23 protein-coding genes and 2 pseudogenes are annotated in these 24,750 nt (G+C 75.1%); 15 read left to right on the forward strand and 10 right to left on the reverse strand.

Annotated features, from left to right (window positions below; genetic code table 11):
* Positions 1–54: 54 nt before the first annotated feature.
* A complete protein-coding gene (locus AB0I21_RS21995) occupies positions 55–492 on the reverse strand; it encodes a hypothetical protein (RefSeq protein WP_360563664.1) in 438 nt (145 codons plus the stop codon).
* Positions 477–1,067, reverse strand: a complete 591-nt coding sequence (locus AB0I21_RS22000) for a DUF4232 domain-containing protein (protein WP_360563665.1) — start codon at positions 1,065–1,067, stop codon at positions 477–479. Before AB0I21_RS22000 ends, AB0I21_RS21995 begins: the two co-directional genes overlap by 16 nt.
* 113 nt (positions 1,068–1,180) lie before the next feature.
* Here AB0I21_RS22000 and AB0I21_RS22005 point away from each other — a divergent pair, with 113 nt between their 5' ends.
* Positions 1,181–1,762: a hypothetical protein gene (locus AB0I21_RS22005; protein WP_360563667.1), complete on the forward strand. Its 582-nt coding sequence runs from the start codon at positions 1,181–1,183 to the stop codon at positions 1,760–1,762.
* 1 nt (position 1,763) lies between these two features.
* Here the strand turns inward: AB0I21_RS22005 and AB0I21_RS22010 are convergent, their stop codons facing one another.
* Positions 1,764–2,465 (reverse strand): LysR family substrate-binding domain-containing protein, encoded by a 702-nt coding sequence (locus AB0I21_RS22010; protein WP_360563777.1) that lies wholly within the window; start codon positions 2,463–2,465, stop codon positions 1,764–1,766.
* On the opposite strand from AB0I21_RS22010, the gene AB0I21_RS22015 reads away from it, so the two are divergent.
* Positions 2,403–2,867 carry a hypothetical protein gene (locus AB0I21_RS22015; protein ID WP_360563787.1) on the forward strand — a complete coding sequence of 155 codons (465 nt, stop codon included), beginning with the start codon at positions 2,403–2,405 and terminating at the stop codon, positions 2,865–2,867. The genes AB0I21_RS22010 and AB0I21_RS22015 overlap by 63 nt on opposite strands.
* Before the next feature lie 4 nt (positions 2,868–2,871).
* Here AB0I21_RS22015 and AB0I21_RS22020 read toward each other — a convergent pair whose 3' ends face one another.
* The 4 genes from AB0I21_RS22020 to AB0I21_RS22035 all read right to left on the reverse strand — a co-directional run bounded on the left by AB0I21_RS22020 (position 2,872) and on the right by AB0I21_RS22035 (position 8,341).
* A complete protein-coding gene (locus tag AB0I21_RS22020; RefSeq protein ID WP_360563668.1) occupies positions 2,872–3,657 on the reverse strand; it encodes a hypothetical protein in 786 nt (261 codons plus the stop codon).
* On the reverse strand, positions 3,654–6,713 hold the full coding sequence (locus tag AB0I21_RS22025; RefSeq protein ID WP_360563670.1) for a phosphatidylglycerol lysyltransferase domain-containing protein: 3,060 nt from the start codon (positions 6,711–6,713) through the stop codon (positions 3,654–3,656). The genes AB0I21_RS22020 and AB0I21_RS22025 overlap by 4 nt, the downstream gene beginning before the upstream one ends.
* A complete protein-coding gene (locus AB0I21_RS22030) occupies positions 6,710–7,369 on the reverse strand; it encodes a superoxide dismutase (protein ID WP_360563672.1) in 660 nt (219 codons plus the stop codon). The genes AB0I21_RS22025 and AB0I21_RS22030 overlap by 4 nt, the downstream gene beginning before the upstream one ends.
* Positions 7,370–7,528: 159 nt before the next feature.
* Positions 7,529–8,341 carry an SAM-dependent methyltransferase gene (locus tag AB0I21_RS22035; RefSeq protein ID WP_360563673.1) on the reverse strand — a complete coding sequence of 271 codons (813 nt, stop codon included), beginning with the start codon at positions 8,339–8,341 and terminating at the stop codon, positions 7,529–7,531.
* A gap of 72 nt (positions 8,342–8,413) precedes the next feature.
* Between AB0I21_RS22035 and AB0I21_RS22040 the strand changes: the two genes are divergently transcribed.
* From AB0I21_RS22040 to AB0I21_RS22055, 4 genes and pseudogenes are all read left to right on the forward strand, one after another.
* Complete coding sequence (locus AB0I21_RS22040) at positions 8,414–8,605, forward strand: helix-turn-helix transcriptional regulator (protein WP_360563779.1); 192 nt, start codon at positions 8,414–8,416, stop codon at positions 8,603–8,605.
* 132 nt (positions 8,606–8,737) lie between these two features.
* Positions 8,738–9,025: pseudogene (locus AB0I21_RS22045) on the forward strand (1,3-beta-glucanase); the annotation flags it as partial.
* Between the two features lie 142 nt (positions 9,026–9,167).
* Positions 9,168–9,488: pseudogene (locus AB0I21_RS22050) on the forward strand (glycoside hydrolase family 16 protein); the annotation flags it as partial.
* A gap of 42 nt (positions 9,489–9,530) precedes the next feature.
* Positions 9,531–9,974, forward strand: a complete 444-nt coding sequence (locus AB0I21_RS22055) for a ricin-type beta-trefoil lectin domain protein (protein WP_360563781.1) — start codon at positions 9,531–9,533, stop codon at positions 9,972–9,974.
* Positions 9,975–9,986: 12 nt separating this feature from the next.
* On the opposite strand, the gene AB0I21_RS22060 is transcribed toward AB0I21_RS22055, so the two are convergent.
* The 3 genes from AB0I21_RS22060 to AB0I21_RS22070 are packed head-to-tail and all read right to left on the reverse strand — an operon-like array spanning position 9,987 to position 12,494.
* Positions 9,987–10,643: a hypothetical protein gene (locus tag AB0I21_RS22060; RefSeq protein ID WP_360563674.1), complete on the reverse strand. Its 657-nt coding sequence runs from the start codon at positions 10,641–10,643 to the stop codon at positions 9,987–9,989.
* Entirely contained in the window at positions 10,643–11,371 is a 729-nt protein-coding gene (locus tag AB0I21_RS22065) for a MerR family transcriptional regulator (RefSeq protein ID WP_360563676.1), read from the reverse strand. Before AB0I21_RS22065 ends, AB0I21_RS22060 begins: the two co-directional genes overlap by 1 nt.
* Positions 11,372–11,414: 43 nt before the next feature.
* Positions 11,415–12,494, reverse strand: a complete 1,080-nt coding sequence (locus AB0I21_RS22070; protein WP_360563678.1) for a helix-turn-helix domain-containing protein — start codon at positions 12,492–12,494, stop codon at positions 11,415–11,417.
* A 135-nt stretch (positions 12,495–12,629) separates the two neighbouring features.
* On the opposite strand from AB0I21_RS22070, the gene AB0I21_RS22075 reads away from it, so the two are divergent.
* The 9 genes from AB0I21_RS22075 to AB0I21_RS22115 all read left to right on the forward strand — a co-directional run bounded on the left by AB0I21_RS22075 (position 12,630) and on the right by AB0I21_RS22115 (position 24,745).
* Positions 12,630–13,880: a YncE family protein gene (locus tag AB0I21_RS22075; RefSeq protein WP_360563680.1), complete on the forward strand. Its 1,251-nt coding sequence runs from the start codon at positions 12,630–12,632 to the stop codon at positions 13,878–13,880.
* A 35-nt stretch (positions 13,881–13,915) separates the two neighbouring features.
* Positions 13,916–14,809 (forward strand): adenosine kinase, encoded by an 894-nt coding sequence (locus AB0I21_RS22080; RefSeq protein ID WP_360563682.1) that lies wholly within the window; start codon positions 13,916–13,918, stop codon positions 14,807–14,809.
* 126 nt (positions 14,810–14,935) lie between these two features.
* Positions 14,936–17,203 carry an Hsp70 family protein gene (locus tag AB0I21_RS22085; RefSeq protein ID WP_360563683.1) on the forward strand — a complete coding sequence of 756 codons (2,268 nt, stop codon included), beginning with the start codon at positions 14,936–14,938 and terminating at the stop codon, positions 17,201–17,203.
* Between the two features lie 100 nt (positions 17,204–17,303).
* Entirely contained in the window at positions 17,304–17,915 is a 612-nt protein-coding gene (locus AB0I21_RS22090; RefSeq protein WP_360563685.1) for a polysaccharide deacetylase family protein, read from the forward strand.
* A gap of 12 nt (positions 17,916–17,927) precedes the next feature.
* Complete coding sequence (locus AB0I21_RS22095; protein WP_360563687.1) at positions 17,928–19,160, forward strand: endo-1,4-beta-xylanase; 1,233 nt, start codon at positions 17,928–17,930, stop codon at positions 19,158–19,160.
* A 157-nt stretch (positions 19,161–19,317) separates the two neighbouring features.
* Positions 19,318–20,598: a glycosyl hydrolase gene (locus AB0I21_RS22100; protein WP_360563689.1), complete on the forward strand. Its 1,281-nt coding sequence runs from the start codon at positions 19,318–19,320 to the stop codon at positions 20,596–20,598.
* A 547-nt stretch (positions 20,599–21,145) separates the two neighbouring features.
* Positions 21,146–21,406, forward strand: coding sequence for a MerR family transcriptional regulator (locus AB0I21_RS22105; protein WP_360563783.1), 261 nt, complete (start codon positions 21,146–21,148; stop codon positions 21,404–21,406).
* 10 nt (positions 21,407–21,416) lie between these two features.
* Positions 21,417–22,697, forward strand: coding sequence for a glycosyltransferase (locus tag AB0I21_RS22110; RefSeq protein WP_360563691.1), 1,281 nt, complete (start codon positions 21,417–21,419; stop codon positions 22,695–22,697).
* 395 nt (positions 22,698–23,092) lie between these two features.
* Positions 23,093–24,745, forward strand: coding sequence for an Hsp70 family protein (locus AB0I21_RS22115; RefSeq protein WP_360563693.1), 1,653 nt, complete (start codon positions 23,093–23,095; stop codon positions 24,743–24,745).
* The last annotated feature ends 5 nt before the right edge of the window (positions 24,746–24,750 follow it).

Genomic DNA, 24,750 nt, shown 5'->3' on the forward strand with positions numbered 1-24,750 from the left:
GGTGCGACGTCAAGATGACGGCCGTGTCACGCCCGCACCACGGCCGGGTGACGGTCAGCAGGCCGTGTCGCGCGGGAACGGCCAGAACCGGATCGCGGCCTCCACCAAGGTGGCGCTGGTGGGGTGCAGCTCGAACGCGACCACCCGGCCGGACGCCGGTCGCGTGGCGCAGAGCGGCTCGGCGGTGGCGACGGTCCAGCCGTTCGCGGCCAGCAGGTCGGCGTGCCGGGCCCGGACGTCGGCCCAGCCGGTGCCGGCGGCGAGGGCGCGCTCGACCGTCACCGACCCGCGCGTCTCCTCGCCGGGGTCGCACGGGTTGCTCCGGTGCCGGGTGGTGATCTCGGTGCCCGGCACGTCGGCGGTCAGGACCGGGTCGCCGGCGAGCAGGTCGAGCAGCTCCGGCGGCGCCGTCCGGCAGCCGGCCCCGGGCGAGTAGGTGGGGACCGCGCAGGCGGCACACAGGACGCCCAGCACGATCAGCCGGCGACCCAAGGGCTGACCCCCATCTTGCCGGTGTTGCCGGGGTCGGTCGACAGCGTCAGCGTGTGCCGCGCCTGACCCGGGGCGGCCGCCACGGAGATGTACTCGCCCTTGGCGACGGTCGCCGCGTCGGTGGTGAGGTTGCGCCACACCAGGACCGCGACGGCGGTCCCGCCGGGCGGCACGTCGAGGCGCTTCGGGCGGACGCCGTCGTAGCGCTCGATCGTCGCGACGTTGGCGGTGCCGTCGAGCACCGCGACGTCGAGCGGCCGCTGCCCGGCGTCGAGGACGGCGATGTCGGGGTAGCCGTTCAGGGTGTACACGGTCGTGCCGCAGTTGCGCAGCGTCACCCCGACCGCGCGCAGCCCCATCGCCGCGTCGACCTCCCCGACGGACAGCGCCACCCCGGCGGCGTCGCACGTCGGCGCGGGTGTCGGCACCGGCGTCGGCGTCAGGGATGGCGACGCCGACCCGATCGCCGGGATCGACACGTCGGGCCGGGCCGCGGGCGGGTGGGCCGGCGTCGTGCCGCACCCGGCCAGCGCCGCCACCGTCACCGCCACCGTCGTCAGCCGTCGTGCGCTCATCCCGCCGATCATGCCGTACCGCCGCGACCGCCGCCGACCCGCGCCGGTCCCTGCACAAGGCCCTCACAAGGCCCTCACAAAGGCCCTTGCGCCGGCATGGAACGATCCGGCCCGTGACCGACGACGACCTCTTCAGCCGCCACGACGCGGCATCCGCCCTGGTCCCCGCGGTGTTCGGCGACGGCGACGGGGCGAAGGCCCGCGCCCGTGTCCGGGCGGTCCTGAAGGCGCTCGGCGCCAAGATCAAGGGCGACCCGCCGCAGGCCGGGGACGGCCCGCCGTACCTCCTCGTCGTGCACACCAGCGACTACAACTACGAGAGCACGGTCTACGCGGTGCCGGACGACGCGGTCCCGCCGGCCGTGCGCGAGGCGCTGCGGGTGGTGCCGGAGTGCTTCGCCGCCCCCGACGACGCGTACCTGGCGTGCTGGGGCGGCATCCTGCGGCTCCTGGCGGTGTGGGGGCTCGACGGCCTCACCGCGGCCGCGTTCCACGACGTGATGGTCGAGGACTTCGGCGCCGCGCACGGGCACCGCGACCTGCCGGACCTGGCGGAGATCACCGCGCTCGGCGGCTCCTGGCGGGCGCACGAGGTGGCCCGCCTCGACCAGGGCGGCACGACACGCGTCGACGCGTCGGCGCCCTGGCTCGGGCACCGCTACCGGGAGTTGTACCTGTTCCGCCAGAGCATGTGAGTCACCGGCCGTTCAAGGAGGCGCCGGCGGCCACGCTCATCGCCGACCGGACGAACGCCGCCACGGCCGGTGAACGGGAGTCCCGCGGCCACGCCACCACCAGGGTGTTGGGCCCGAGGCCGTCGACGGGCCGGTACGCGATCTCGGGCCGCGGGTGCCGGCGGGCCACCGACTCCGGCGGGAACCACACCATGCCGCCCAGCGCGACCAGGTTGAAGATCTGCGCCAGATCCAACCTGGACGCAGGAAGCGCGCCGGGTGCGCAGCGGGCCGGCTGGTCGCCGCCGAGGTCGGCCGGCGCGCCGTCGGGCAGGACCCGGCCGGCCAGATCCGCCAGGCACAGCCGCGACCGGGCCGCCAGGGGGTCGTCCGCCGGCAGCGCGACGAGCCGGGGCTCGGTCAGCAGCGGCTCGCGGTCCAGACCCCGGTCGTCGAACGGCAGCGGCAGCAGCGCCACGTCCGCGCTGCCCTCCCGGAGCGCCGGCGCCTGCTCGCCCTTGCCGCCCATCAGCAGCTCGACGGGCGGCGCCACCGCCCCGTCCCCGAACGACGCCTGGAACGCGGCGAGGATCCCCGGCAGCAGCCCGGCGTCGTAGTCGGCCTTCAGCGCGACCCGCAGCCCCGGCTCCGGCTGCCCCGCGTGCCGGGCCTGCCGTCGTTCATGGACAACCTGCTCGACCAGGCCGCGTCGCTGCGCGACCAGGGTGTGCTGCGCTCCACGCTCGCCGGGGACCTGGCCGTCCCGACCTGTGCGACCCGCGACATCGCCGCCGTCGCCGCCCGCCTGCTGCTCGACCGCGCCTGGACCGGCACCGGCAGCGTCGCCGTCCTGGGCCCCGAGGACCTGTCGTTCACCGACATGGCCCGGATCCTGTCCGACGTCCTCGGCCGCCCCGTCCGCTACGAGCGCACCCCACCGGACGCGTTCAAGGCCGTCCTCCTCGGCCACGGCGCGTCGGAGCCGATGGCCCAGGCGATGGTCGACATGTTCCTCGCCAAGGACGCCGGCCTCGACAACGCCGAACCCCGCACCCCGGCCACCGCCACCCCGACCACCTTCCGCCAGTGGTGCGAGGAGGTCCTGAAGCCTGCCCTGGAGAGCTGAGCGGTCACTGGGCGGCGGCGGTGGCCGGGGCGTGCGCGAGGACGGCGGCCGCCGCGACGGTGGCGGTGACGGCGGTGACGGCGACCGGCGCCCAGCCGGTGCGGACGTCGTCGCCGAAGAGGAGGACGCCGGCGGCGGAGGGGACGATGACCTCGACGATCCAGAGCAGGGCGGTGACGGGCCCGACCTGGCCGTGTTCGAGGGCGTGGGCGTACAGGAGCATGCCCGTCACCCCGAAGACGGCCAGGGCCCACACGAGCGGCTCCAGCAGGAACGCGCCGGAGAAGCCGACGGCCCGGGCGCAGAGGGCGGCGCCGCCGAAGGCGAGGCCGGCGACGGCGCCGGCGAGGTTCGGGGCACCGCGCCGGGCGGCGGCCCAGCCGGCGAGGGCGACGGGGACCGTGGCCAGGGCCAGGGCGAGCCGGATGGCGGTGGGCGGCGCCGCCGGGACCTGCGGGCCGGCCGCGGCCGCGAGGGCGGCGAGCGCCACGACGGTGACCGCGACCGCCGCCACGTCCCGCCCGCGGAGGCGGGCCTTGAGCATGACCCGGGCCGCGACGACCGTGACGGCGAGCGAACCGGCGAGCACCGCCTGCACCTGGTACACCGGCAGCACCCGCAACGCGGCGAGGGACAGCAGCCAGGAGACGAGGTCCAGGCAGATGCCGGTCAGGTAGGCCGGGGCGCGCAGGGTCTGCAGCATGCCCGGGGAGCGCCGGGCGCCGGAGGCCTGCAGCACCGACGCGACGCCGTAGCCGAAGGCCGCGGCGAGCGCCAGGAGCAGGCTCATGAGCGGTTGAGCAGACGGCCGATCACGGGCAGCTCGGAGACGCCTTCCGCCCCGGCGACCGCGACGCCCTGCGCGGCCAGCTCGGTGCCGCTGAGCAGCAGGTACCTGGGGCGCCACAGCGGCTGGTACTTCTCGTTGAAGTGCCACAGCGACTCGATCTGCATGCTGCCGGAGAAGCGGTGCAGCAGCCGGCGCTGCAGGTCGTTGAGGTGCCCCTCGCCGCGCTCGCCGGCCAGCACCTGGCGCATGACGGCGAAGTTGAGGCCGAGGCCCCACGAGCCCAGCGAGCGGAGCCGCTCGATGGTCTCGACGATGATGAAGTCGGTGAGGCCGTTGGGCAGGTCCGGGTCGGTGCCGCGGCGCATCACGTCCAGGGACCAGCCGGCGATGTCGGCGGCCGGGATCCAGTGGCAGAAGCCGGCGGCGCGGCCGTCGGGGCCGTAGGCGACGGCGAGGAGCAGCCCGGTGTCCCGCGGGTCGAACAGCCGCGACAGCGTCATCGAGAAGCCGCGCTCGACGTCGCCGCGGCGGCTCTGCGTCATCAGCGCCCGCAGCTCCTCGCGCAGGCCGTCGGGGAGCGCGGCGGGGTCGTGGAAGCGGACGGTGAAGCCGGCCCGGCGGACCCGGTTGCAGGCGCCGCGCAGCCCCTTCATCGCCCGCCCGTCGAGGGTGAACGCGCCGCAGTCGACGATCGCCTCGTCGCCCAGGTAGACGGGGCGCAGGCCGGCGCAGCGGTAGACCGGCAGCCAGCCCTCGGCGGCGCCGACGACGCTCACCGGCCAGCCGTGCCCGTCGGCGAACGCCGTGAACTCCGCCCACGCCGCCGTCCACTGCTCGGGCGGCCCGATCGGGTCGGGGGAGACGAGGCACACGCCGTCGCGGACCGCGTAGGCGACGACGCAGTCGCCGGTGAAGAACCACGACTTGTCGTCGCGCAGCGCGAAGTAGGCGAGCGTGTCGCCGCCGTGCTCGGCCACGATCCGGCGGGCCCGTTCCAGGTCCGCCCGGTGCTCCGCGGCGCTCGGCGGCCGGTGCAGCCGGGGTTGTACGAGCATCCACCCCACCAGCAGGAGCAGGCTGAGCCCGGCCGCGTACAGGGCGGGCGCCAGCAACGGCACGGCCGCCGGCAGCGGCACGACCCGGTCGCCGACGAGCCGGTCGGCGACGGCGCGGGCGGTCAGCCCGGCGTCGTGCCCGGGCCCGGCGCGGCCCCGCTCACCGGCGGCGAGGACCAGCGCCGCCGACACCGCCGCGACGAGCAGCCCGCCGGCGAGCAGCGCCACCGTGGCCCGCCGGACCTGCCGGCTCCCGGGCCGGGACGGGAACGCGCCCCGGTGCCACACCAGCCACCCGGCGACCACCACGGCGAGGGCCGCCTCCTCGACGTCGATGCCCTTCACCACGTGCAGGACCGCGGTCGCCGCGAGCAGCAGCACGGTGGCCGTCCAGGCGAGCCGCCGCCCGCGCCGCAGGCCCCAGGCGAGCAGCAGCAGCGCGGTGCCGGAGAAGACGACCGTTGCCGCCGCCGCCTGCGGTACCTCCACCGGCAGCCGCTCCAGGAGCGCCGCGAGCCGCCCCCGCAGGGGTGTCGTCAGCGCCGACACCAGGCTCAGCACCGCGACGGCGGCGACCGCCCACGCGGCCACGCGCCGGGTCCGCTCGTCCCTGACCCGCTGGTCGAGCCCGGTGTGGTGCAGCGGCCAGCCCGCCGCGCCCGGCAGGCTCGCCACGACCCTCGGCGTGCCCGGCGGCACGCCGGTGGCGGGCCGGCGGCGGGCGGCGAGCCGCTCGAGGCGGGCCTGCCCGCCGCCGTCGGACTCGCCGACGACCAGGTCGACCTGGATGTCGCGCCCGGCGGTCACCTCGACCCAGGAGCGGCGCAGGACCGGGGCGAAGACCGGCGGCAGGAACCACCGGGCCGGCCGGGCCTCGACGCACCGCACGCCGCAGCCGCTGTTGGCGTAGAACCCGCCGGGGACCGCGGCCAGCTCCGGCTGGTGGGTGTGGCCGGTGACGAGCCCGGCGAGCCCGTCGGCGCACAGCGACGCCGCGACCGCCCGCGGCGTGCCGTTGAGGTGCATGCCGCGGGGGCCGAGCCGGCTGCCGGCCATGGCCGTGTAGAGGACCCGGGACGTCAGGACGGCGAGCAGCACCAGCAGCGCCGCCTGCGCGATCAGTCCCGCGCCGGCCAGCGCCGTCCATCTGGGCAGCCGCCCCAGCACGCTGGAGTGCGTCAGCAGCTCCGGTACGCGCAGCAGCACCGCCGCGAGCAGCGGCAGCAGCAGCCACCAGGCACGCGGGCCGAGCCTGCGGTACACGAGCCGCGACGCGACGTACTGCCCGATGGCGTTGGGATCGGCGATCGCGGTGAGGTCCGCGAGCAGCGGGGTGTGCCGGACCTCGGGCAGCACCTCCTGCACGATGTGCTGCCCGAGGGGCGAGTCGAGCGGGTTGCGCGGGTCGCGCAGCGCGTTGGCGGGGTCGTAGGCGTGGCCGTGCTCGACCCGCACGACCCTGCGCCCGGCGGGCGTCTCGACGTCCAGCTCCACGGCCAGGGCGCAGCGGGCGCCGGCCTGCCGGGCGAACGTCTTCGCGGACACGCCGTCCCAGGCGATCGCCGCGTCGTGGTTGCCGACGACCACGACCACCTGCCGGCCGGGCGCCGCCGCGAACGCCCGCAGCGCCCCGGTCAGCCGCGGGTGCGCGTCCAGGGCGGCCTCGACGGTGCCGCCGGGCTCGCCCCACAGCTCGATCACGTCGCCGTTGAGCACGACCGCGCCCGGGCCGTCACCCCATCCGTCGAGACGGTCCGCGAGGTCGCGCTCGATCTGGGCGGACGCGTCGGTCGGGTGCGGCGCGAGGTGCAGGTCGCCGCAGACGAGCGCCTTCGCCCCCGGCGGCAGCGGCACCGTGATCAGGTCCGGCACCGCGTCGTCGGCCGCCTCGACACCGTCGGCCGCCTCGACGAACTCCGCGCCGGCCGACCCGTCGTCGAACTCCTGATCAGGCGACTCGTCAGCGTCGGGCGCGGCGGCGTCGGGCGCGGCGGCGGTCACGCCGGCAGGGTCAGGCAGGCGACCCGGGGCCCGGCGTCGCCGGCCTGCCCGTCAGCGGTCTTCGTCGCCGTCGCGTGGATGACCAGGGACCTCGGCGCCGGGTCGAACGTCCACGGGTGGGTGGCGACCGCCGACCCCCGGCCGTCGGCGCGGGTCGTCACGTCGAGCCACACCTCGTTCTGCGGGTTCGCGTACGAGGGGTCGGCCTTCATCGGGGTGGCCGGCGTCTCCGGTGGCGTCACCGGCGGCGACGCCGTTTGCGGCGGCGACACCGGCCCGGGCGGCGACGGTGCGTTGGGCTTCGAGCCCGGCGGGTGCTGGTGCTCGTAGTGCGGCCCGGCGGCGTCGGGTGTCGCGCCGCACGGGTTCGTGTGCAGGTGGACGCCGTAGGTGCGGTTCGGCAGCAGCCCGGCGACGGTGAACCAGACCCGACTGTCCGACGACGTCTCGGTGATGCTGAGGGTGGCGACCGCCCCGTCCGGGACGAGCGCCGGGTCGTACGTGATGGCGGTCGCGCCCGGTGTGTAGGGGGCGAACGTGCCGGTCGCCGACGACACCCGCGGCGACGGGGCCGGCGCGGCGCCGCCGGCGGAGCTGGTGCACCCGCCCGCGAGGGCGACGCACACGAACGGCAGGATCTTGGTGACGCTGTGCATGGCCTCAGCGTCGTCCGGGCCGGGGTGCCGGATATGCCAACTGCGCCCGTTTCACCCCATCAGTCAGTATTGGCCGGGAGGCGTACCTCCACGGGCGGACCGCCACCTCGCCGGTCGGTGGCGGTCATGATGCCCGGGTGCGGACGATGGGCCTGGGGCCTACTTGACGGCCATCGCGCCGTACATGGAGACCTCGGCGGGCGTCGGGTGCCCGGCGGCCTCGGGGCGCCACTCGCTGATCGGCACGATGCCCGGCTCGACCAGCCGCAGCCCGTCGAAGAACCGCGCGAACGTGTCCCGGTCCCGCGGCCAGGCATCCACCAGGCCCCGCGCGAGGAGCTGGTCGTACATGGCGGCGACGGACGGCTCGACGAAGTCCTTCGTGGAGTTCGTCGCGACGAGGTAGCTGCCCGCCGGGACGGCCGCGAGCAGCTCCGTCACGACCTTCCGCGCGTGCTCGTCGTCGCGGATGAAGTGCAGCACCGCGTACAGCAGGATCCCCACCGGCTCGCCGAGGTCGAGCGTCGCGGCCACCTCGGGCGAGCCGAGGATCGCGGCCGGTTCGTTGAGGTCCGCGTCGACGTAGTTGGTGATGCCCTCCGCGGAGCCGATCAGCAGCGCGCGGGCGTGGGCGAGCACCATCGGGTCGTTGTCGACGTAGACGACCCGGGTCTCCGGCGCGATCGCCTGCGCGACCTCGTGCGTGTTGTGCGGCGCGGGCAGGCCGGTGCCGATGTCCAGGAACTGCCGGATCCCGGCCTCGCGGGCGAGGAAGCGGATCGTGCGGTTGTGGAACGCGCGGCCCTCCTGCGCGGCGGTGCGGATCGCGGGGTATGCGCCGGCGATCCGGTCGCCGGAGTCCCGGTCGACCTGGAAGTGGTCCTTGCCGCCGAGCCAGTAGTTCCACCGGCGAGCGGGCGACACGGCGCCGGCGTCGAGGCGCGGGTCGGGCTGTGGCTGGTCGGGGTGCACGGCGGGAGCCTCCAGACGGCAGTCGATACGGCGGCATCGTAGCGGGCTTGACACCGATCGCGCATCGCCCGGCTGCTCGCCGAGCGGGGCATGACGCTGACCGACCTCGCGACGAAGGTGGGCATCACGCTCGCGAACCTGTCGGTGCTGAAGAACGGGCACGCGAAGGCGATCCGCTTCACCACGCTGACCGCACTCTGCGAGGTCCTGTCGTGCCAGCCGAGTGATCTGTCCACCGTGCGGATCAGTGAGCAAAGCGAATGATAAGGAAACCGAACGGTGCCCTTGAGGTGCGGAGAGTGACCCTGAGAGCGCTCTCTCCATAGCGTGGTCGGTGATCAGTCCCCAGACCTTTCGGGAGCATCTGTGCGCACCTCCACCCGGCGCCGGCTGACGGTGATCGCGACCGCCCTCGCGCTCGCCGTCGCCGGTCTGGTCGCCACCACCCTGCACGACACACCCGAGGCGTCCGCCGGCATCGGCAACCTCACGTGGTCGGACGAGTTCAGCGGCCCTTCGGGCGCCGCGCCGGACGCGTCGAAGTGGAAGCACGACGTCGGCGGCGGCGGCTTCGGCAACAACGAGCTGCAGTACTACACCGACGGCGCGGCCAACTCGGCGCTCGACGGCGCCGGCCACCTCGTCATCACCGCCCGCAAGGAGAACCCCGGCAACTACAGCTGCTGGTACGGGCGCTGCACGTACACCTCCTCCCGGCTGCTGACCGCGGGCAAGTTCACGCAGAAGTACGGCCGCTTCGAGGCGCGCATCAAGATCCCGCGCGGCCAGGGCCTGTGGCCGGCGTTCTGGATGCTGGGCGACGACATCGGCACCAACCCCGTGGCCCAACAGCGGCGAGATCGACATCATGGAGAACGTCGGCAAGGAGCCCGGCACCGTCCACGGCACGCTGCACGGCCCCGGCTACTCCGGCGGCAACCCGCTCACCGGCTCCACCGTGCTGTCCGGCGGCCGCGCGCTCGCCGACGACTTCCACACCTTCTCCGTCGACTGGGCGCCCGACTCGGTCACCTGGTACCTCGACGGGGCCCAGTACTTCCGCCAGACCCCGGCCGACACCCGCGGCAACAAGTGGGTCTACGACCACCCGTTCTTCATGCTGCTCAACGTCGCCGTCGGCGGCAACTGGCCCGGCTCGCCCGACGGCGGCACCACCTTCCCGCAGACGATGACGGTCGACTACGTGCGGGTTTACGCGTACACCACCGGCGGCGGCACCACGACCCCGCCGCCCGCCACCGGCAACCGCATCACGGGCATCGGCGGCAAGTGCGTCGACGTCAACGCGGCCAACACCGCCAACGGCACGCAGGTCCAGCTCTGGGACTGCAACGGCACCGGCGCGCAGAAGTGGTCCCGCCCCGGTGACGGCACGATCCGCGCCCTCGGCAAGTGCCTGGACGTCAACGCGGCCAGCTCCGCCAACGGCACCAAGGTCCAGCTGTGGGACTGCAACGGCACCGCCGCGCAGAAGTGGACCGCGAACGCCGACGGCACGGTCCGCGCCCTCGGCAAGTGCCTGGACGCCAAGGACGTCTCCTCGGCCAACGGCACCCCGCTGCAGATCTGGGACTGCGCCGCCAGCACCAATCAGCGGTGGACCTTCGCGTAACGCCCGCCCGCCTCAGGCCGCCCGGTCCCCGGGCCGGGCGGCCTGCCCGTGTCCGAGGGTCTCGAAGGCGGCGAGCGCGGCGTCCGGGTCGTCGGCGAAGCAGCGGACCGTCCGGACCTCGCAGGTCGCGCCGAGCGGGCGGACGGCCGTGACCGGGCCGGTCAGCTCCAGCTGCAGGTTGGCCTGGGACGACACCGCCACGGTGAGGGTGCCGCCGTCGACGCGGACGCTGCCTTTCTCGTTGTACGCGCGGATCCGGCGCACCGAAGCGACCTGCTCGCGGGGGACGCTCAGGTCGAAGAACGCGCCGGAGCGGATGCGGACCTCGGTCGCGGAGACGACGTGCGGCCGGGTCACGTAGGCGGCGATGACCGCCAGTGCCAGCATGATCGAGTACCCGTCGAGCGCGAGCAGGACCGCGCGGACGGCGAAGGGCGCGCCGAGGGAGCGCAGGACGACCTCGACGACGAAAAATTCGACCACCATCGCGCCAAGGAAGACCAGCAGCGCGGGGGCCTGGGCGCCGAAGTACGGCACGGGCACGGCGCCGGCGGGCACGCCGTGCCGGCGGCCGGTCAGCCACAGCGCCAGGCTCACCGCACCCTTGGCGTCGAAGCCGATGATCCGCCGCAGCCGCAGCGGCACGAGACGTTCGTACGCGGCGCGCATCAGCCACGCTCCCGCAGCAGGTCCAGCAGCCGGCGGAACACCTCGGCCTGCGCGGCGGACATCTCCGCGGTGATGGTGTCCATCCAGTGGCCGGGCCCGGCGCCGGTCATCGCGGCCGCCATCCGCGGCGGCAGGTAGTCGGCGAGCTCCTCGGCGAGCGCGCCGACCCGCGGGTCGGCGACGTCGGCGGCCGCGAGCTCGTCCATCCTCGCGTAGAGGGACGCGCCCCGGGCCTGCGCCTCCGGTGAGGTCAGCGGGCGCAGGAGGTCGGCGAGGTCCGAGCCGGCGTTCGTGTCGATCATCGCCAGCAGCTCGCGGTCGAGGGCGCCGAACGCCGACGCGCCGGCCGGCAGGTCCCGCAGCACCGCGGCCATCTCCGGCGACACGGTCGAGTCGGGGCCGAGGTCGGGGGAGGCCAGCAGGGCCGCGAGGCGCTCCCGGCGGGCGGCGAGGGCGGCCTGCTGCCGGGCCAGGTCGTCGTCCAGCTCCCGCAGCACCTCCCGCAGCTCGCGGCCCTGGTCGTCGGCGAGCACGTCGCGGATCTCGTCGAGGGACAGGCCGAGCTCGGCGAGGCGTCGCACGCGGGCGAGGGCGACGGCGTCGCGCAGCCGGTACTCGCGGTAGCCGTTGACGAGCCGCTCGGGCTCGGGCAGCAGGCCCAGGTGGTGGTAGTGCCGCACGGTACGGGTGGACACCCCGACCAGCGCGGCGAGCTCGCCGATCCGCATGCCCCAAGTAGAAACGTTGACGCTGCGGCAAGGTCAAGCCCGGTCAGGCGCCGTCCAGCCAGGTGCGCAGGGCCCACCAGACGCGCACGGTGTCGAGGACCCCCTCCACGGGCGGCAGCCCGGTGACCTCCTGGAGCCTGCGCAGCCGGTACCGCACGGTGTTGGGGTGCACGTGCAGCGCCGACGCCGCCTGGTCCAGCCGCTGCCCGTGATCGAGGTACGCCAGGGCGGTGCAGGCCAGCTCCCGGTGGAACTCGTCGTCCTGGCGCAGCCCGCCGAGCAGGGTGTCGCTGAGCATCGCCGCCAGCCGGGGCTGCATGGCCAGCGCGGTCCCGGCGGCGAGCCCGGTGACGTCGTGCACCCCGCGCCGCCCGTCCCGGACGGCGGTGGGCAGCGCGTCGAGACACAGCGCGTACGCGGCGGCGGCCTCGGCGAGCGGCACGGCGGGGGACACCACGACCAGTGTCCGCGGACCGACCTCGGCGTCGGCGGGGCGCCGCGGCGTCAGCCCGGAGGGCCGCCCGTCGACGGACCCGAAGAGCCCGCCGCGCTGGTCGATCGCGCAGGACGCCACGAGGCAGTGGTAGCGGCCGGCCGGGTGCAGCCGGAAGCGGGCGAGGTCCGCGCTGTCGGCGGGCTCGCCGGCCAGGAGCCGGCGCAGCAGCGCGGCGCGCTCGTCGTGCCCGTCGCGGCGCAGCTCGAGCTCGGCGGTGCGGTAGCCGGCGATGACGTGGCGTTCGAGGGCGCCGGCGTACCGGTCGAACTCCAGCGCCGCGGTGAGGAGGACCTCGTCGCGGATGCCGGCGGCCCGGCCGCGCACCACCGCGATCTCGAACGCCCGGGTGCGGCCGGCCTGCACGGCGCTGAGCAGCGCGCTGAGCGGCACGCCCTGCGCGGCCCGGTCCGCGCCGAGCCGGGTCGCCTCCGCGAAGTCGTCGGCGCTGGGGTCGGTGAGCCGCTCGAACGCGGCGAGCCCGGCCATGAGCAGCACCGCGATGTGGCGCCGGTTCTCCTCCTCGGGCAGCCGCGCCACCTCCGCCGAGCACGCCCGGGCCGCGGCGACGAGCTCCTCGACGATGCCGGGGTCCCCGGCCATGTCCCGCAGCAGCGGCCCCAGCGACACCGTCCCGCCCCCCGCCGTTGTGGCCCGCGCACAATCCACCCGCCGGGCGTTGCACTCTGACGACTATCGATGCGTTTGTACCGCGGCTTTCCTGTTACCGCAAGGTAACAACGCCCCCGTCGTCAGGAGAGCCCCGTGACACTCCAGCGAGCCCGCCGCGCGCTCGTCGCCGGTCTCGTCGCCGCCGCCACCCTCGTGCCGATCACCGCCCCCGTCACCGCCGCCGTACCCGCCGCCGCTGCCGCCCTGCAGCAGGTGATGTTCGTCGGCAACAACTGGGACGGCACGGTCGACGTGATCCGGCCCAGCGGCGCGTACACCAGACTCGGCCGGGTCAACGTCGTGCCGGACAAGACCCAGCGCCTGTGGGAGATCTACCTCAACCCCGTCAAGCTCGCCTTCTACCTCGGCGTCCAGCAGGGCCCGGGCGAGGGCCACGACCAGCTCGTCGACGACATGTACACCACGCCCGACGGCTCCGCGCTCGTCGTGTCCCGGCCGAGCTTCGCCGACGTGGTCTCGATCGACCTGCGCACCGGCGCGCTGCGGTGGCGCTTCCCCGTGTCGGGGTTCCGCTCCGACCACATGGCCGTCTCGCCCGACGGCACCCGGGTCGCCGTGTCGGCCTCCACCTCCAACACCGTGCACGTGCTGGACATCGTGACCGGGCGGCAGGTCGGGTCCTTCGGTACCGGCGACAAACCCCACGAGAACGTCTACACCGCCGGCGGCAGGTTCCTGTGGAACATGTCGATCGGTGAGGTCAACACCGCGCTGGACGACCCGTGGCTGGACTGGACGAAGGGCGACCGGCACATCACGGTCGTGGACACCGCGACCTTCCAGACCGCGAAGGTGATCGACATGCGGCAGCGGCTCGACGCGTACGGCCGCACGGACCTGTCCGACGCGGTGCGCCCGGCCGTGTTCACGCCGGACGAGTCGACCCTGTACTTCCAGGTGTCGTTCTTCAACGGGTTCGTCGAGTACGACGTCGCCGCCGACCGCATCACCCGGATCGCGACGCTGCCGAAGAACCCCGCCACCAGCGAGGACCGCACCACGTGGGTGAACGACTCCCGCCACCACGGCCTCTCGATGAGCCCCGACGGCGGCAGGGTCTGCGTCGCCGGCACGATGGACGACTACGCCACCGTCGTGGACCGCTCGACGCTCACGCCGGGCCCGCTCGTGACGGCGAGCAAGCCGTACTGGGCGACCGTCAGCGCCGACGGCCGCGACTGCGTCATCTCCGAGTCCGGCGCCGACCAGGTCACCGCGATCAGCTTCGCCACGGGGCAGAAGGTCGCCTCGGTCGCCGTCGGTGACCACCCGCAGCGGGTCCGGCTGGGCCGCGTCGCCACCGACTGGACCGCCCCGCGCTAATGGTCGCTCGTGCCCCCGGCGTTAGGGTCGGGGGCATGATCCTTGTTCTGGGCGGGGCGGGGGTGGACACGGTGGTGTCCGTGCCGAGCCTGCCGCTGCCGTTCGCCGACAGCTACCTGGTGCCGGCGATCCAGACCCGCGCCGGGCAGACCGGCGACGGCGTCGCCCTCGGGCTGCACGCGCTGGGGCTGCCCACCACCCACCTCGACGTGCTCGGCGACGACCCCGAGGGCCGGCTGGTGCGGGACCTGCACGAGCGGCGCGGCGTGCGGTTCGTGGCGGTGCCGACGCCCGCCGGCACGAAGCGCGCCGTGAACCTCGTCGACCCGCTCGGCCGGCGCCTGTCGCTCTACGACGGCAGCCGCCAGGACGACGCCGCCCTCTTCCCCGGCGAGCTGCTGCTGTCGCTGGCCCGATCCGCCCGGCACGTGCACGTGTCGATCACCCACCCGTGCCAGCACGCCGTCGAGGTGCTCGCCGGGCTGCCCGTGACCGTCTCCACCGATCTGCACGACTGGGACGGGGTCAACGCGTATCACGAGCAGTTCGCCCGCGGCGCGGACATCGTCTTCATGTCGGCGGCGGCGCTGCCGGACGTGCCGGGCACCCTGCGGCGGGTCCTCGCGATGGGCCGCCCGCGGATCGCGGTCGCGACGGCCGGCGCGGACGGGGCGTACCTGCTCGAGCGGGGCGCGCCGGACGTGGTCCACGTGCCCGTCGCCGAGCTGCCCGCGCCCGCCGTGGACTCCAACGGCGCCGGCGACGCGTTCGTGTCCGGGTTCCTGTACGGCCACCTCGCCGCCGCCCCGGCCGCGACCTGCGCCCGGTACGGCGCGGTCGCCGGCGCGCACGCGTGCACCGTCCCCAGCACCCGGGTCGACCCGATCACCACCGCCGACCTGCTCCGGCGCGCGTCCGGGCCCGCCTGACCGCCCCGGCGCGCCCGGTCCCGCCCGACCGCTCCGGCGGGGTCTTGCGCCCGCCCGGCGGCTTGACACCCGCCGGGGTGCGCGACTTCGATGGTCGGACGGCACAGGGGAGGAGCGGGGTCAGCGGTGGAGCTCGGCGTCGACCTCGGCACGTCCAGCACCGTGGCCTTCCTGCGCCGCGACGGCGGGCCGCCCGAGCCGGTCCTCTTCGACGGCGCGCCGCTGCTGCCGTCCGCGGTCCTCGCCGGCGACGCCGGGGACCTCCTCGTCGGCCGGGACGCCGTGTACGCGGCCCGCGCCCGCCCCGAACGCTTCGAAGGCAACCCGAAGCGCCGCATCGACGACGGTGTCGTGCTGCTCGGCGCCGAGGTGACGGTCGAGGCGCTGCTCGGCGCGCTACTGCACCGCGTCGTCACCGAGGCGCGGCGCATCGGCGGCACGGGCGTCACCGGCGCCACCATCTGCCACCCCGCCGCGTGGGGTCCCGGCCGCCGCGCCACGCTCCTGCGGGCCGCCGCCACCGCGGGCCTCGACCCCGCCCGCGTCAGGCTGGTCCCGGAGCCGGTCGCCGCGGCCGCGTTCCACCTGCGGCGGCACGGCCCCGCGCCCGCCGACCTCCTCGTGTACGACCTCGGCGCCGGCACCTTCGACGTCGCCGTCGTCCGCCACGGCCCGGTGAGCGGCAGCCCGGGCACCGGCGGGATGGAGGTGCTGTGCAGCGCGGGCCTCGACGAGACCGGCGGCCAGGACGTCGACGCCGCGATCGTCGACCTGCTGCGCCGCCGGTCCGGGGCGCCGGAGCTGTGGGCCCGTCTGGACAACCCGGCGACCGTCGCCGACCGCGCCGCCCGCCGGCAGCTGTGGGACGACGTCCGCAACGCCAAGGAGATGCTGTCCCGGACCAGCTCGGCGCTGCTCTACCTGCCGCTGCTGGACACCGACCAGATCCTCACCCGCGAGGAGCTGGACGGCCTCGCGGCGCCGCTGATCCAGCGGACGGTCGCCGCGGTCGCCGCCACCCTCGCCGAGTGCCCGGTGCCGCTGCGCCCGCTCGGCGCGGTCATCCTCGTCGGCGGCGCGAGCCGGATGCCGCTCGTCGCCACGATGCTGCACCGCGCGCTGGGCATCGCGCCGACCGTCATCGACCAGCCCGAGCTGGTGGTCGCCGCCGGCAGCATCGACCCGATGGTGACCGGCCTGCCGCCTTTGGGCCCGCCGGTGGGTCAGCGCCCGATCGGCTGGACCGGCCCCGTCCCGATCTCCGGCGGCGACACCTCGGGCGCGGTGCCCCAGTTCCCGCAGGCGCCGGCGGCCTGGCAGCACCCGGCGCCGACGTCCGGCCCGCCGCAGCCGCTGCCCACGTCCGGTCCGCCGGTGCCGGGCCAGGTCCAGCCGGGGCCCGTGCCGCCCGGACAGCCGCAGCCGGCCGGATGGCAGCAGCCCGCGGGATGGCCGCACCACCAGGCCGCACCGCAGCAGTTCCCACCGCAGCAGTTCCCACCGCAGCAGCCGCCCGCCCCGCAGCAGCCCGCGGGGTGGCCACCGCATCCGCCCGCTCCCGTACAGCCCGCTCCCGTACAGCCCGCTCCCGTACAGCCCGCTCCCGCACAGGCCGCTCCCGCACAGCCCGCGGGATGGCCGCCCCAGCAGCCCGTCCCGCCGCAGCAGGCGCCCGTCGCGTCGCGGCCGCAGTGGGTGCCGCCGCAGCACCAGTGGCCGGCGCCGCCCGTACACCTGCCGCAGCCGCCACAAGGGCAGCCTCCGGCGTGGCAGGGGGAGCGGTCTTGGCAGGTCCCGCGGCCGGACGGGCCGGTCTGGACGGCGCCGCCGGGGTCCGACGGCACCGTGCTCGTCAACGTCGAGCTGATCGAGCTCGTCACCCCGCGCCTGCAGGGCGTCACGCTGCGCGGGCAGCTGCACGGCGGTGACGCGTTCGAGCACGTGTTCGCCGCCGACCCCGACGGCCGCCTGCTGCTCTTCCCCGACACGGCCGCGCTCGCCAGGCACGCCGCCGCCGACCCGTCCGACCGGCTCATCGCGACGCCGCCGTGGCAGGTGCGCACCGACGGCGGCGACGAGCTGCACTTCGACCTCGAGCTGCTCGTCGAGCACCTCAGCGGCCCGCCGCAGCGCTGGCTGCCGTCCTTCGTCTGCCGCTGCCGCGACCTGTGCGCCCAGCTCGTCGTGTACCTGGACCTCGACGACGCCGAGGACCTGCTCGGCGAGCACTCCACCATCGACCAGGTCGACGACGTCCTGCGCCGGCACCTCTCCGACGCCACCGCCGGCCGCGGCGCGCAGCGCCGCCTCGCCCGCATCGACCAGGCGCAGCTGATCGAGGACTGGACCGACCTCATCGCACTGATCGAAGAGAGCTCGGTCAGCGCACCGTAGCTGTCAAGGGCTTTCGAAAGCTTCCGAAATTCATTCCCGGGCCGGGAATCGGCGGATATCAACGAAGCACCCCGCCGCCAACCCGCCACCCGGAGGGCCCGTGACCCATGTGGACAGCCGCGCCGCCGACGGCTACGTCGCCCTGACGTATGACGACGGGCCGAACCCGGCGACGACGGGCGCGCTGCTGGACGCCCTGCGGTCGGCCGGGGTGCGGGCCACGTGCTTCAACGTCGGCCGGCACGTCCAGGCCGAGCCGGCGCTCGCCCGGGCGCAGCGGGCGGCCGGCATGTGGGTCGCCAACCACAGCTGGACGCACGCGCACCTGACCCGGCTCGACACCGCGCGGATGACCTCGGAGCTGGCGCGGACCCAGCGGGCCGTGCGCCGGGCGACCGGCACCACGCCGAGGCTGTTCCGGCCACCGTACGGCGAGACGAACGCCGCCCTGCAGGCAGTCGCATCCGGGCTCGGGCTGACCGAGGTCCTGTGGAGCGTCGACTCGCAGGACTGGAACGGCGCGAGCCCGGACCGGATCGTGCGGGCCGCCGCGACGCTCCGGCCGGGCGGGGTGCTGCTCATGCACGACGGCCACCAGGCCACGATCGACGCCGTGCCGCAGATCGTCGCGGACCTCACCGCCCGCGGCCTGCGCGCCGGCATGATCTCCACCGCCACCGGCCGGGCGGTCGCGCCCGACGGTTCACCCTGAAACGGAGCATGCATGCGATTGCGAAGACTGGTGCACGCGGGCGTCCTCGCCGTCGTGGCGGTCGGCTCGCTGGGCACCGTCGCGGCGTCGGCGCACGACGCCACGCCGGCGAAGCCGCAGGAGCAGACGCTGCGCTCGCTCGCCGCGCGGCACGGGCTGTACTTCGGCACGGCCGTCGACCCCGCCGCGTACGCGGCCGACGCCACCTACAAGACGATGGTCGACACCCAGTTCTCGACCGTCACCGCCGAGAACGCGATGAAGTGGGAGAGCCTGGAGCCGACCCGCGGCACGTACAACTGGGGGCCGGCCGACGCGCTGATCGACAACGCCGTGCGCAACCGGCAGCTGGTCCGCGGGCACGTGCTGGTCTGGCACAGCCAGGTGCCGGGCTGGCTGAGCGCCGGCATCAACGACGGCTCGATCGACGGCCCGCAGCTGCGCGCGCTGCTGAAGCAGCACATCACCGCCGTGGTGACGCACTTCAAGGGCCGGATCTGGCAGTGGGACGTCGTCAACGAGGCCGTCAGCGACCCGTGGGAGACACCCAGCGCCATCCACCTGGGCGGCAGCGCCGGGTCGTTCAAGCAGAAGTGGGCCGACCTGCTCGGCCCCGACTACCTGGCCGAGGCGTTCCGGGCGGCGCGGGCCGCCGACCCGAAGGCGCTGCTGTTCTACAACGACTACAACATCGAGGCGTTCGGCGACGGCGGGGCCGGCGACAAGACGCAGTTCGTCTACGACATGGTCAAGCGGCTGCGGGCCGGCGGCGTGCCGATCGACGGCGTGGGCAGCCAGGGGCACCTGGCGACCCAGTACGGCAACTACGACGTCTTCCAGGTCGCCGACGCGCTGCGGCGCTTCACGGACCTGGGCCTCGCGGTCGCGCTCACCGAGGTCGACGCGCGCAGCCTCACCCAGAACGCCGACGACCAGACGCTGCCCGCCAACAGCGCCGACGTCGCCGCCCGGGACCAGGCGGCCGCGTACAACTACCACGTGCTGCTCCAGGCGTGCCTGATGAACCGGCACTGCCTGTCGTTCACGGTGTGGGGCTTCACCGACAGGTACTCGTGGATCCCGGGCTGGTTCAAGAACCCGCCGGAGGGTCTCGGGTGCCTGTGGGACGCCTCGTACAACCCGAAGAAGTCGCTGCGGACGGTGCAGGGTGACCTGGTGGCGGCCGGGCCGCCGCTCGTCCAGCCGCGCATCCCGCAGGCGCCGCGGCAGCTGCCACGGCGGTAACCCCGGGACCGCTGTCCGGCGTTGCGGCGGCGACGCCGGACAGTGCGGCCCCCTCCGGAAGGTACGCCGGAGAGCGCTCTCTCAAGTTTGGCTTAGACTTTGATGAAGTCGGGTTCTCCGGCTTGACGTGCCCGAACGCATCGGCGAGCTTGAGCGCATGAAGCTCCATCGGACCGTCCGCCGACGGACCCTCGCGCTCATCGTCTCGACCGCCGCCGTCGCCGCGCTCGGCGTGGTCGGGCTCGGTTTCGGGCTCACCGACGCCGCTGCCGCCACCGCCGGGCCGATCACCGGGATCGGCGGCAAGTGCGTCGACGTCGCCGGCGCCAACTCCGCCAACGGGACCGCGGTCCAGCTGTACACCTGCAACGGCACCGGCGCGCAGCAGTGGACCGTCGAGTCCGACGGCAGCGTCCGCGCGCTCGGCAAGTGCCTCGACGTGGCCGCGTCCGGCACCGCGGACGGCACCAAGGTCCAGCTGTGGGCGTGCAACGGCACCGGCGCGCAGCGGTGGACGGCGAGCAGCGGCCGCCTCGTCAACCCGAACTCCGGCAAGTGCCTGGACGCGTCGGGCAACAGCTCCGCCGACGGCACCCGCCTGCAGATCTGGGCCTGCACCGGCGGCGCCAACCAGGCCTGGAAGCTGCCCGGCGGCACCACCACCCCGACCACCCCGACGACCCCGCCCGGCTCGTCCCAGCCGCCGGTGACGGCGAAGAAGAAGGGCGTCAGCACCTGGGAGTTCCCGGGGCTGTCGCAGGCCGTCACGAACGTCGGCGCCGGCTGGTACTACAACTGGTCGCCGAGCAACGACAGCATGCCCGCCGCCGCGGAGTTCGTGCCGATGATCTGGGGCGCCGCCAACGTCACCGACGCGACCCTGGCGAAGGCGAAGAGCGAGGGCAAGGTGCTGCTCGGCTTCAACGAGCCGGACCTGGCCGGGCAGGCCAACATGACCGTCGAGCAGGCCCTCTCGCTGTGGCCGCGGCTCGAGTCGACCGGCATGCGGCTGGGCAGCCCCGCCGTCGCGTACGGCGGCAACACCCCGGGCGGGTGGCTGGACCGCTTCATGACCGGTGCGCGGCAGCAGAACCGGCGGGTCGACTTCATCACCCTGCACTGGTACGGCTCCGACTTCAGCGACGCCGCCGCCGGGCAGTTCGCCGGCTACCTGCAGGCCGTGTACGACCGGTACCGCCTGCCGATCTGGGTCACCGAGTACGGCCTGATGAACTTCTCCGGCACGCCCAAGTTCCCGAACACCGCGCAGATCACCGCGTTCATCACCGCGACGACCACCCGCATGCAGGCGACGTCCTACATCGAGCGCTACGCCTGGTTCTCGCTGCCGGCGGTCGGCGACTCGCTGCCCTACGGCCTGTACAAGGACGGCACCACAGCGACCCCCGCCGGGCAGGCCTACCGCGCGGCCGGCTGACGGCCACCTCGCCGCGGTGGGGCCATACCACTGCCCGGCGGCCCGTGTCAGCGGTTCGCCGTCAGTGAACCCCCATGAGTGAAGTCAGAAAACCTGGTACGTCGACGCTAGATTTTCGTGGTGGGCGGGGGTAGCGTTATTGGGGTCAAGAGAGTCGGAAAACGACGCTGACGATGCCACCCCTCCGAGGGTGAAGGGACAGAGCCGCGACTGGCTGCGACTCGTCCGGCACGATTGGAAGGGAACGACGAGAGAAAGGGGAGGGTTCACACCGTTGGATCGCCCGCTGTGGACCGTGCACACGGTCCGGCGAGCACCGCAGTATCCATCGAACGAGAGGTGGTCTCCGGTCTGGCAGATGCGATCCCCGCACCGTTGCCGCACGTCGCGGCAGGTGTGGACATGACAATCCGGCATTCGTGTCGGTAGATGGTGTAACGACCCAATACCCTGGGCCCCGGCGCGAGAGCGCCGGGGCCCTCGACGCGGAGGTGACGTGTCCCCCTCGGACCATCCTTTAGACGACGACGACTTCCCCGCCTACACCATGGGCCGCGCAGCGGCGATCATCGGCGTCTCGCACGACTTCCTCCGCCGTCTCGGCGACCTGAAGCTCATCAGCCCGCTGCGCTCCGACGGCGGGCACCGCAGGTATTCCCGGCACCAGCTGCGGCTCGCCGCCCGCGCCCGCGAGCTGTGCGACCGCGGCACCCCGCTCGAGGCGGCGTGCCGCATCATCGACCTCGAGGACCAGCTCGAAGCCGCGCAAGGCACCATCCGGGACCTGCGATCCGAGGAGATCGATTAGAGTCCACCTCATGCGTGTGCTGTTCGTGTCCGCGCCGCTGCTGGGCCACATGCTGCCGCTCGTGCCGCTCGCCGAGGCGCTCCGGCGGGCCGGGCACGACGTGCTGATCGCCACCGCCGCCGACGCGCTCACCGCCGGACGGACCGCGAAGCTGCCGGTCGTCGACGTCGCGCCGGGCTTCTCCTTCGCCCGGATCGCCCGGCGGACGATGCTGCGGCACCCGTTCATCGCGCGCGCCGAGCTGGCCGGCACCGGCGGGACCCGCGGCGTCGGCCTGCTGTTCGGCACCGTCAACGAGCAGCTCGTCGACGGTGTCGCGGCGACCGCCGACCGGTTCCGCCCCGACCTGGTGGTGCACGAGCCCCTCGCGGTGGCCGGGGCGGTCGTGGCCGCGCGGCGCGGGGTGCCCGCCGTCCGGCACGAGAACAACCTCTTCGACGGCGCCGTCCTCACCGCCGTGACCGCCGGGCCCGCGCTGCGCCGGCACCGCGTCGACGGCCTGCCCGACCCGGCGGCCGTGGTGCAGATCGCGCCGGCCGAGCTCGTGGGGGAGCGGCCCGGCCTGCCGATGCGGCGCCTGCCGGTCGGGGCGTCCCCGAACCGGACCGGCTCGCTCGCCCACCCGCGCGGCCTGTCCGCTGACCTGGGCGGTTCCGCCGCGCAGCCGGGCGGCCCGTTCGCCGGCCCGGGTGGACCCGCCGCCGGCGTGGGCGGCCCGTTCGCCGGCGTGGGCGGTGCCGTCGTGCGCCCGGGCGGTTCGGCGGGCCCCGGTGGCGAGCCGGTCACGCCGCTGCCGCCCGCCGGGACGCGCCCGCGGATCGCGGTCACCCGCAGCACCGTGGAGGGGCCGGGCAGCGGCGGCATCATGCGCGCGATCGTCGCCGTCGCGGCCGGCGTCGACGCCGACATCCTCCTCGTCCGGCCCGAGCGCCGGCTGCCCGACTCGCTGCCCGGCAACGTGTACACCACCGGCTGGGTGCAGCTCGACGCGCTCATGCCGACCCTCGACGCCGTCGTGCACCACGGCGGCGCCGGCACCGTCCTCGGCGCGCTCGCCGCCGGCGTCCCGCAGCTCGTCGTCCCCGGCCCCGGCGACCGCCGGCACAACGCGGGCGTGGTGGAGCGCTCCGGCGCGGGCTGGGCGATGTCGGCGTCCGCGATCACCGCCGACCAGCTGCACCGCCTCCTGTCCGACTACGGGCTGCGGATGACCGCCGGCAGGTTCAAGGCCAGCATCGCCGCCCGCCCGCACCCCGACGAGGTCGCCGCCCAGCTGGCCGCCATCGTGTAGCGCCGCCCCAGCCGGGCGTCCCGTGCCGGCCGTGCGCGGCGACGCCGACGGCCGGCGGACGCACTGCGTCGGTCAGCTACGCGGCGGCCGATGCCGGTGGGCCTCCCGCCGCGGTCACGTGCGCGACGGTCGATGTCCGGTGGATGTCTCGCGTCGGTCGGGTGCGCGGCGGCGTCGATGTCCGGTGGCTGTCCCGCGGCCGTGCCGATGGCCGGTCGGCGTTCCGCGGCCGTTGCGTGCGCGACGGTCGATGTCCGGTGGATGTCTCGGGTCGGTCGGGTGCGCGGTGGTGCCGATGGCCGGTGGGTGTCCCGCGGCCGTGCCGATGGCCGGTCGGCGTTCCGCGGCCGGTGCGTGCGCGGCGGTCGATGGGTGGCGGGCGTACGCTGCTGGTCGTGGACCGGATCGCCATCGACCTCGGCACCTCCAGCACGGTCGCGGTGGTGTGCGGCGCCGACGGCCGGGTCCGGCCGGTCCTGTTCGACGGCCGGGAGCAGCTGCCGTCCGGGGTCCACGCCGGCGCGGACGGTGCCCTGGTCGCGGGCCTCGACGCGGAGCGCCTGGCCCGCGCCGACCCCGCCGCCTTCGAACCCAACCCGAAGCGCCGCATCGACGACGGCACCGTCCTGCTCGGCCCGCACGCCGTCGCCGTCCCCGACGCCCTCGCCGCGGTCCTCCGCGTGGTCGCCGCCCGCGCGCCGGGCGGTCACGTGGTGCTGACCGTGCCCGCGGGGTGGGGTGCGCCGCGGCGGGAGGTGCTCACCGAGGCGGCCGCGCGCGCCGGGCTCGGCGCGGTGGACCTGGTGAGCGAGCCGCTCGCCGCCGCCGCGTACCTGACGGCGGCGGGTGCCCCGGTGCCGCCGGGCGCCGCGCTGCTCGTCGTCGACCTCGGCGCCGGCACCGCCGACCTCGCCGTGGTCCGCGACGGTCAGGTGGTGGCGCAGGGCGGCCTGGACGTCGGCGGCCTCGACGTCGACGCCGCGCTGGTCGGCGTCCTGGGTGCCGTGGTGTCCGCGGCCGCGCCCGCCGCCTGGCAGCGGCTGGAGTCGCCGGTGACCGCCGCAGACCGCCGCGACCGGCTGCTGCTGTGGCAGGAGGTGCGGGCGGCGAAGGAGAGCCTGTCCCGGCTCAGCGTCGCCCCCGTCCACGTCCCCGGCTACCCGTCGGACCCGCACCTGACCCGCGAGGAGCTGGAGTCGGTCGCCACCCCGCTCCTCGCCCCGGTCGCCGAGCTGGCCGCCGACCTCGTCGCCGGCACTGTCGCCGGCACCGTCGCCGGCACTGTCGCCGCGCCCGGCGCCGGGGGTGGGGAGCTGGCCGGGGTGCTGCTCGTCGGTGGGGGCAGCCGGTTGCCGTCGCTGGCGCGGTTGCTGCACGCGCGGCTCGGCGTCGCGCCCACCACGGTCGAACGGCCCGAGACCGTCGTCGCCGAGGGTGCCCTCCATGCGACCGCGCCGCCGGCCGTGGCCGGCCCCGCCGCGCACCCGCCGCCGGTGGCGGGACCGGCGGCCACGCCGCTGCGGCGCAGGTGGCTGAGCCCGGCGACGGTGCTGCTGATCCTGCTGTGCTTCGCGCTGCCGTTCGCGACCGTCTCCTGTGGACTCCCCGACGGCTACGGCCGCGCGAAACCCGGCGGCACGACCCAGTACACCGGCTTCGACCTCGCGTCGGGCGGGACCCCCGACGTCGCGTCGGACCAGCTCCGCCCGGACGACGAGCGGCGGCCGGACCGGCTCGCGCCGCAGCCGTCGTACATCGCCGGACTCCTGCTGCTCGGTGCCGTCCTCGCCGTCACGGTCGGGCTCGCGCAGGACCGGCGCCGCCGGGTGGCCGCCGCCGTCCTCGCCGGGCTCGCCGCCGTCGCCCTCGTCGCGGGCCAGCTGCTCGTCACCGACCGGCTCGCCGCCGCCGTCGCCGGGCAGAGCCGCCTGCCGGAGGGCAGGACACCCGGCGACATGGTCGGCACCGGCCCGGGCTTCTGGCTCGCGGTCACGCTGCTGACCCTCCTCGCCGCCGGCAACCTGGCCGCCCTCCGCACCCGCCGGTGACGCCC

Origin of the sequence: Dactylosporangium sp. NPDC050588 (assembly GCF_040654975.1) — a bacterium.
Lineage (GTDB): Bacteria > Actinomycetota > Actinomycetes > Mycobacteriales > Micromonosporaceae > Dactylosporangium > Dactylosporangium maewongense.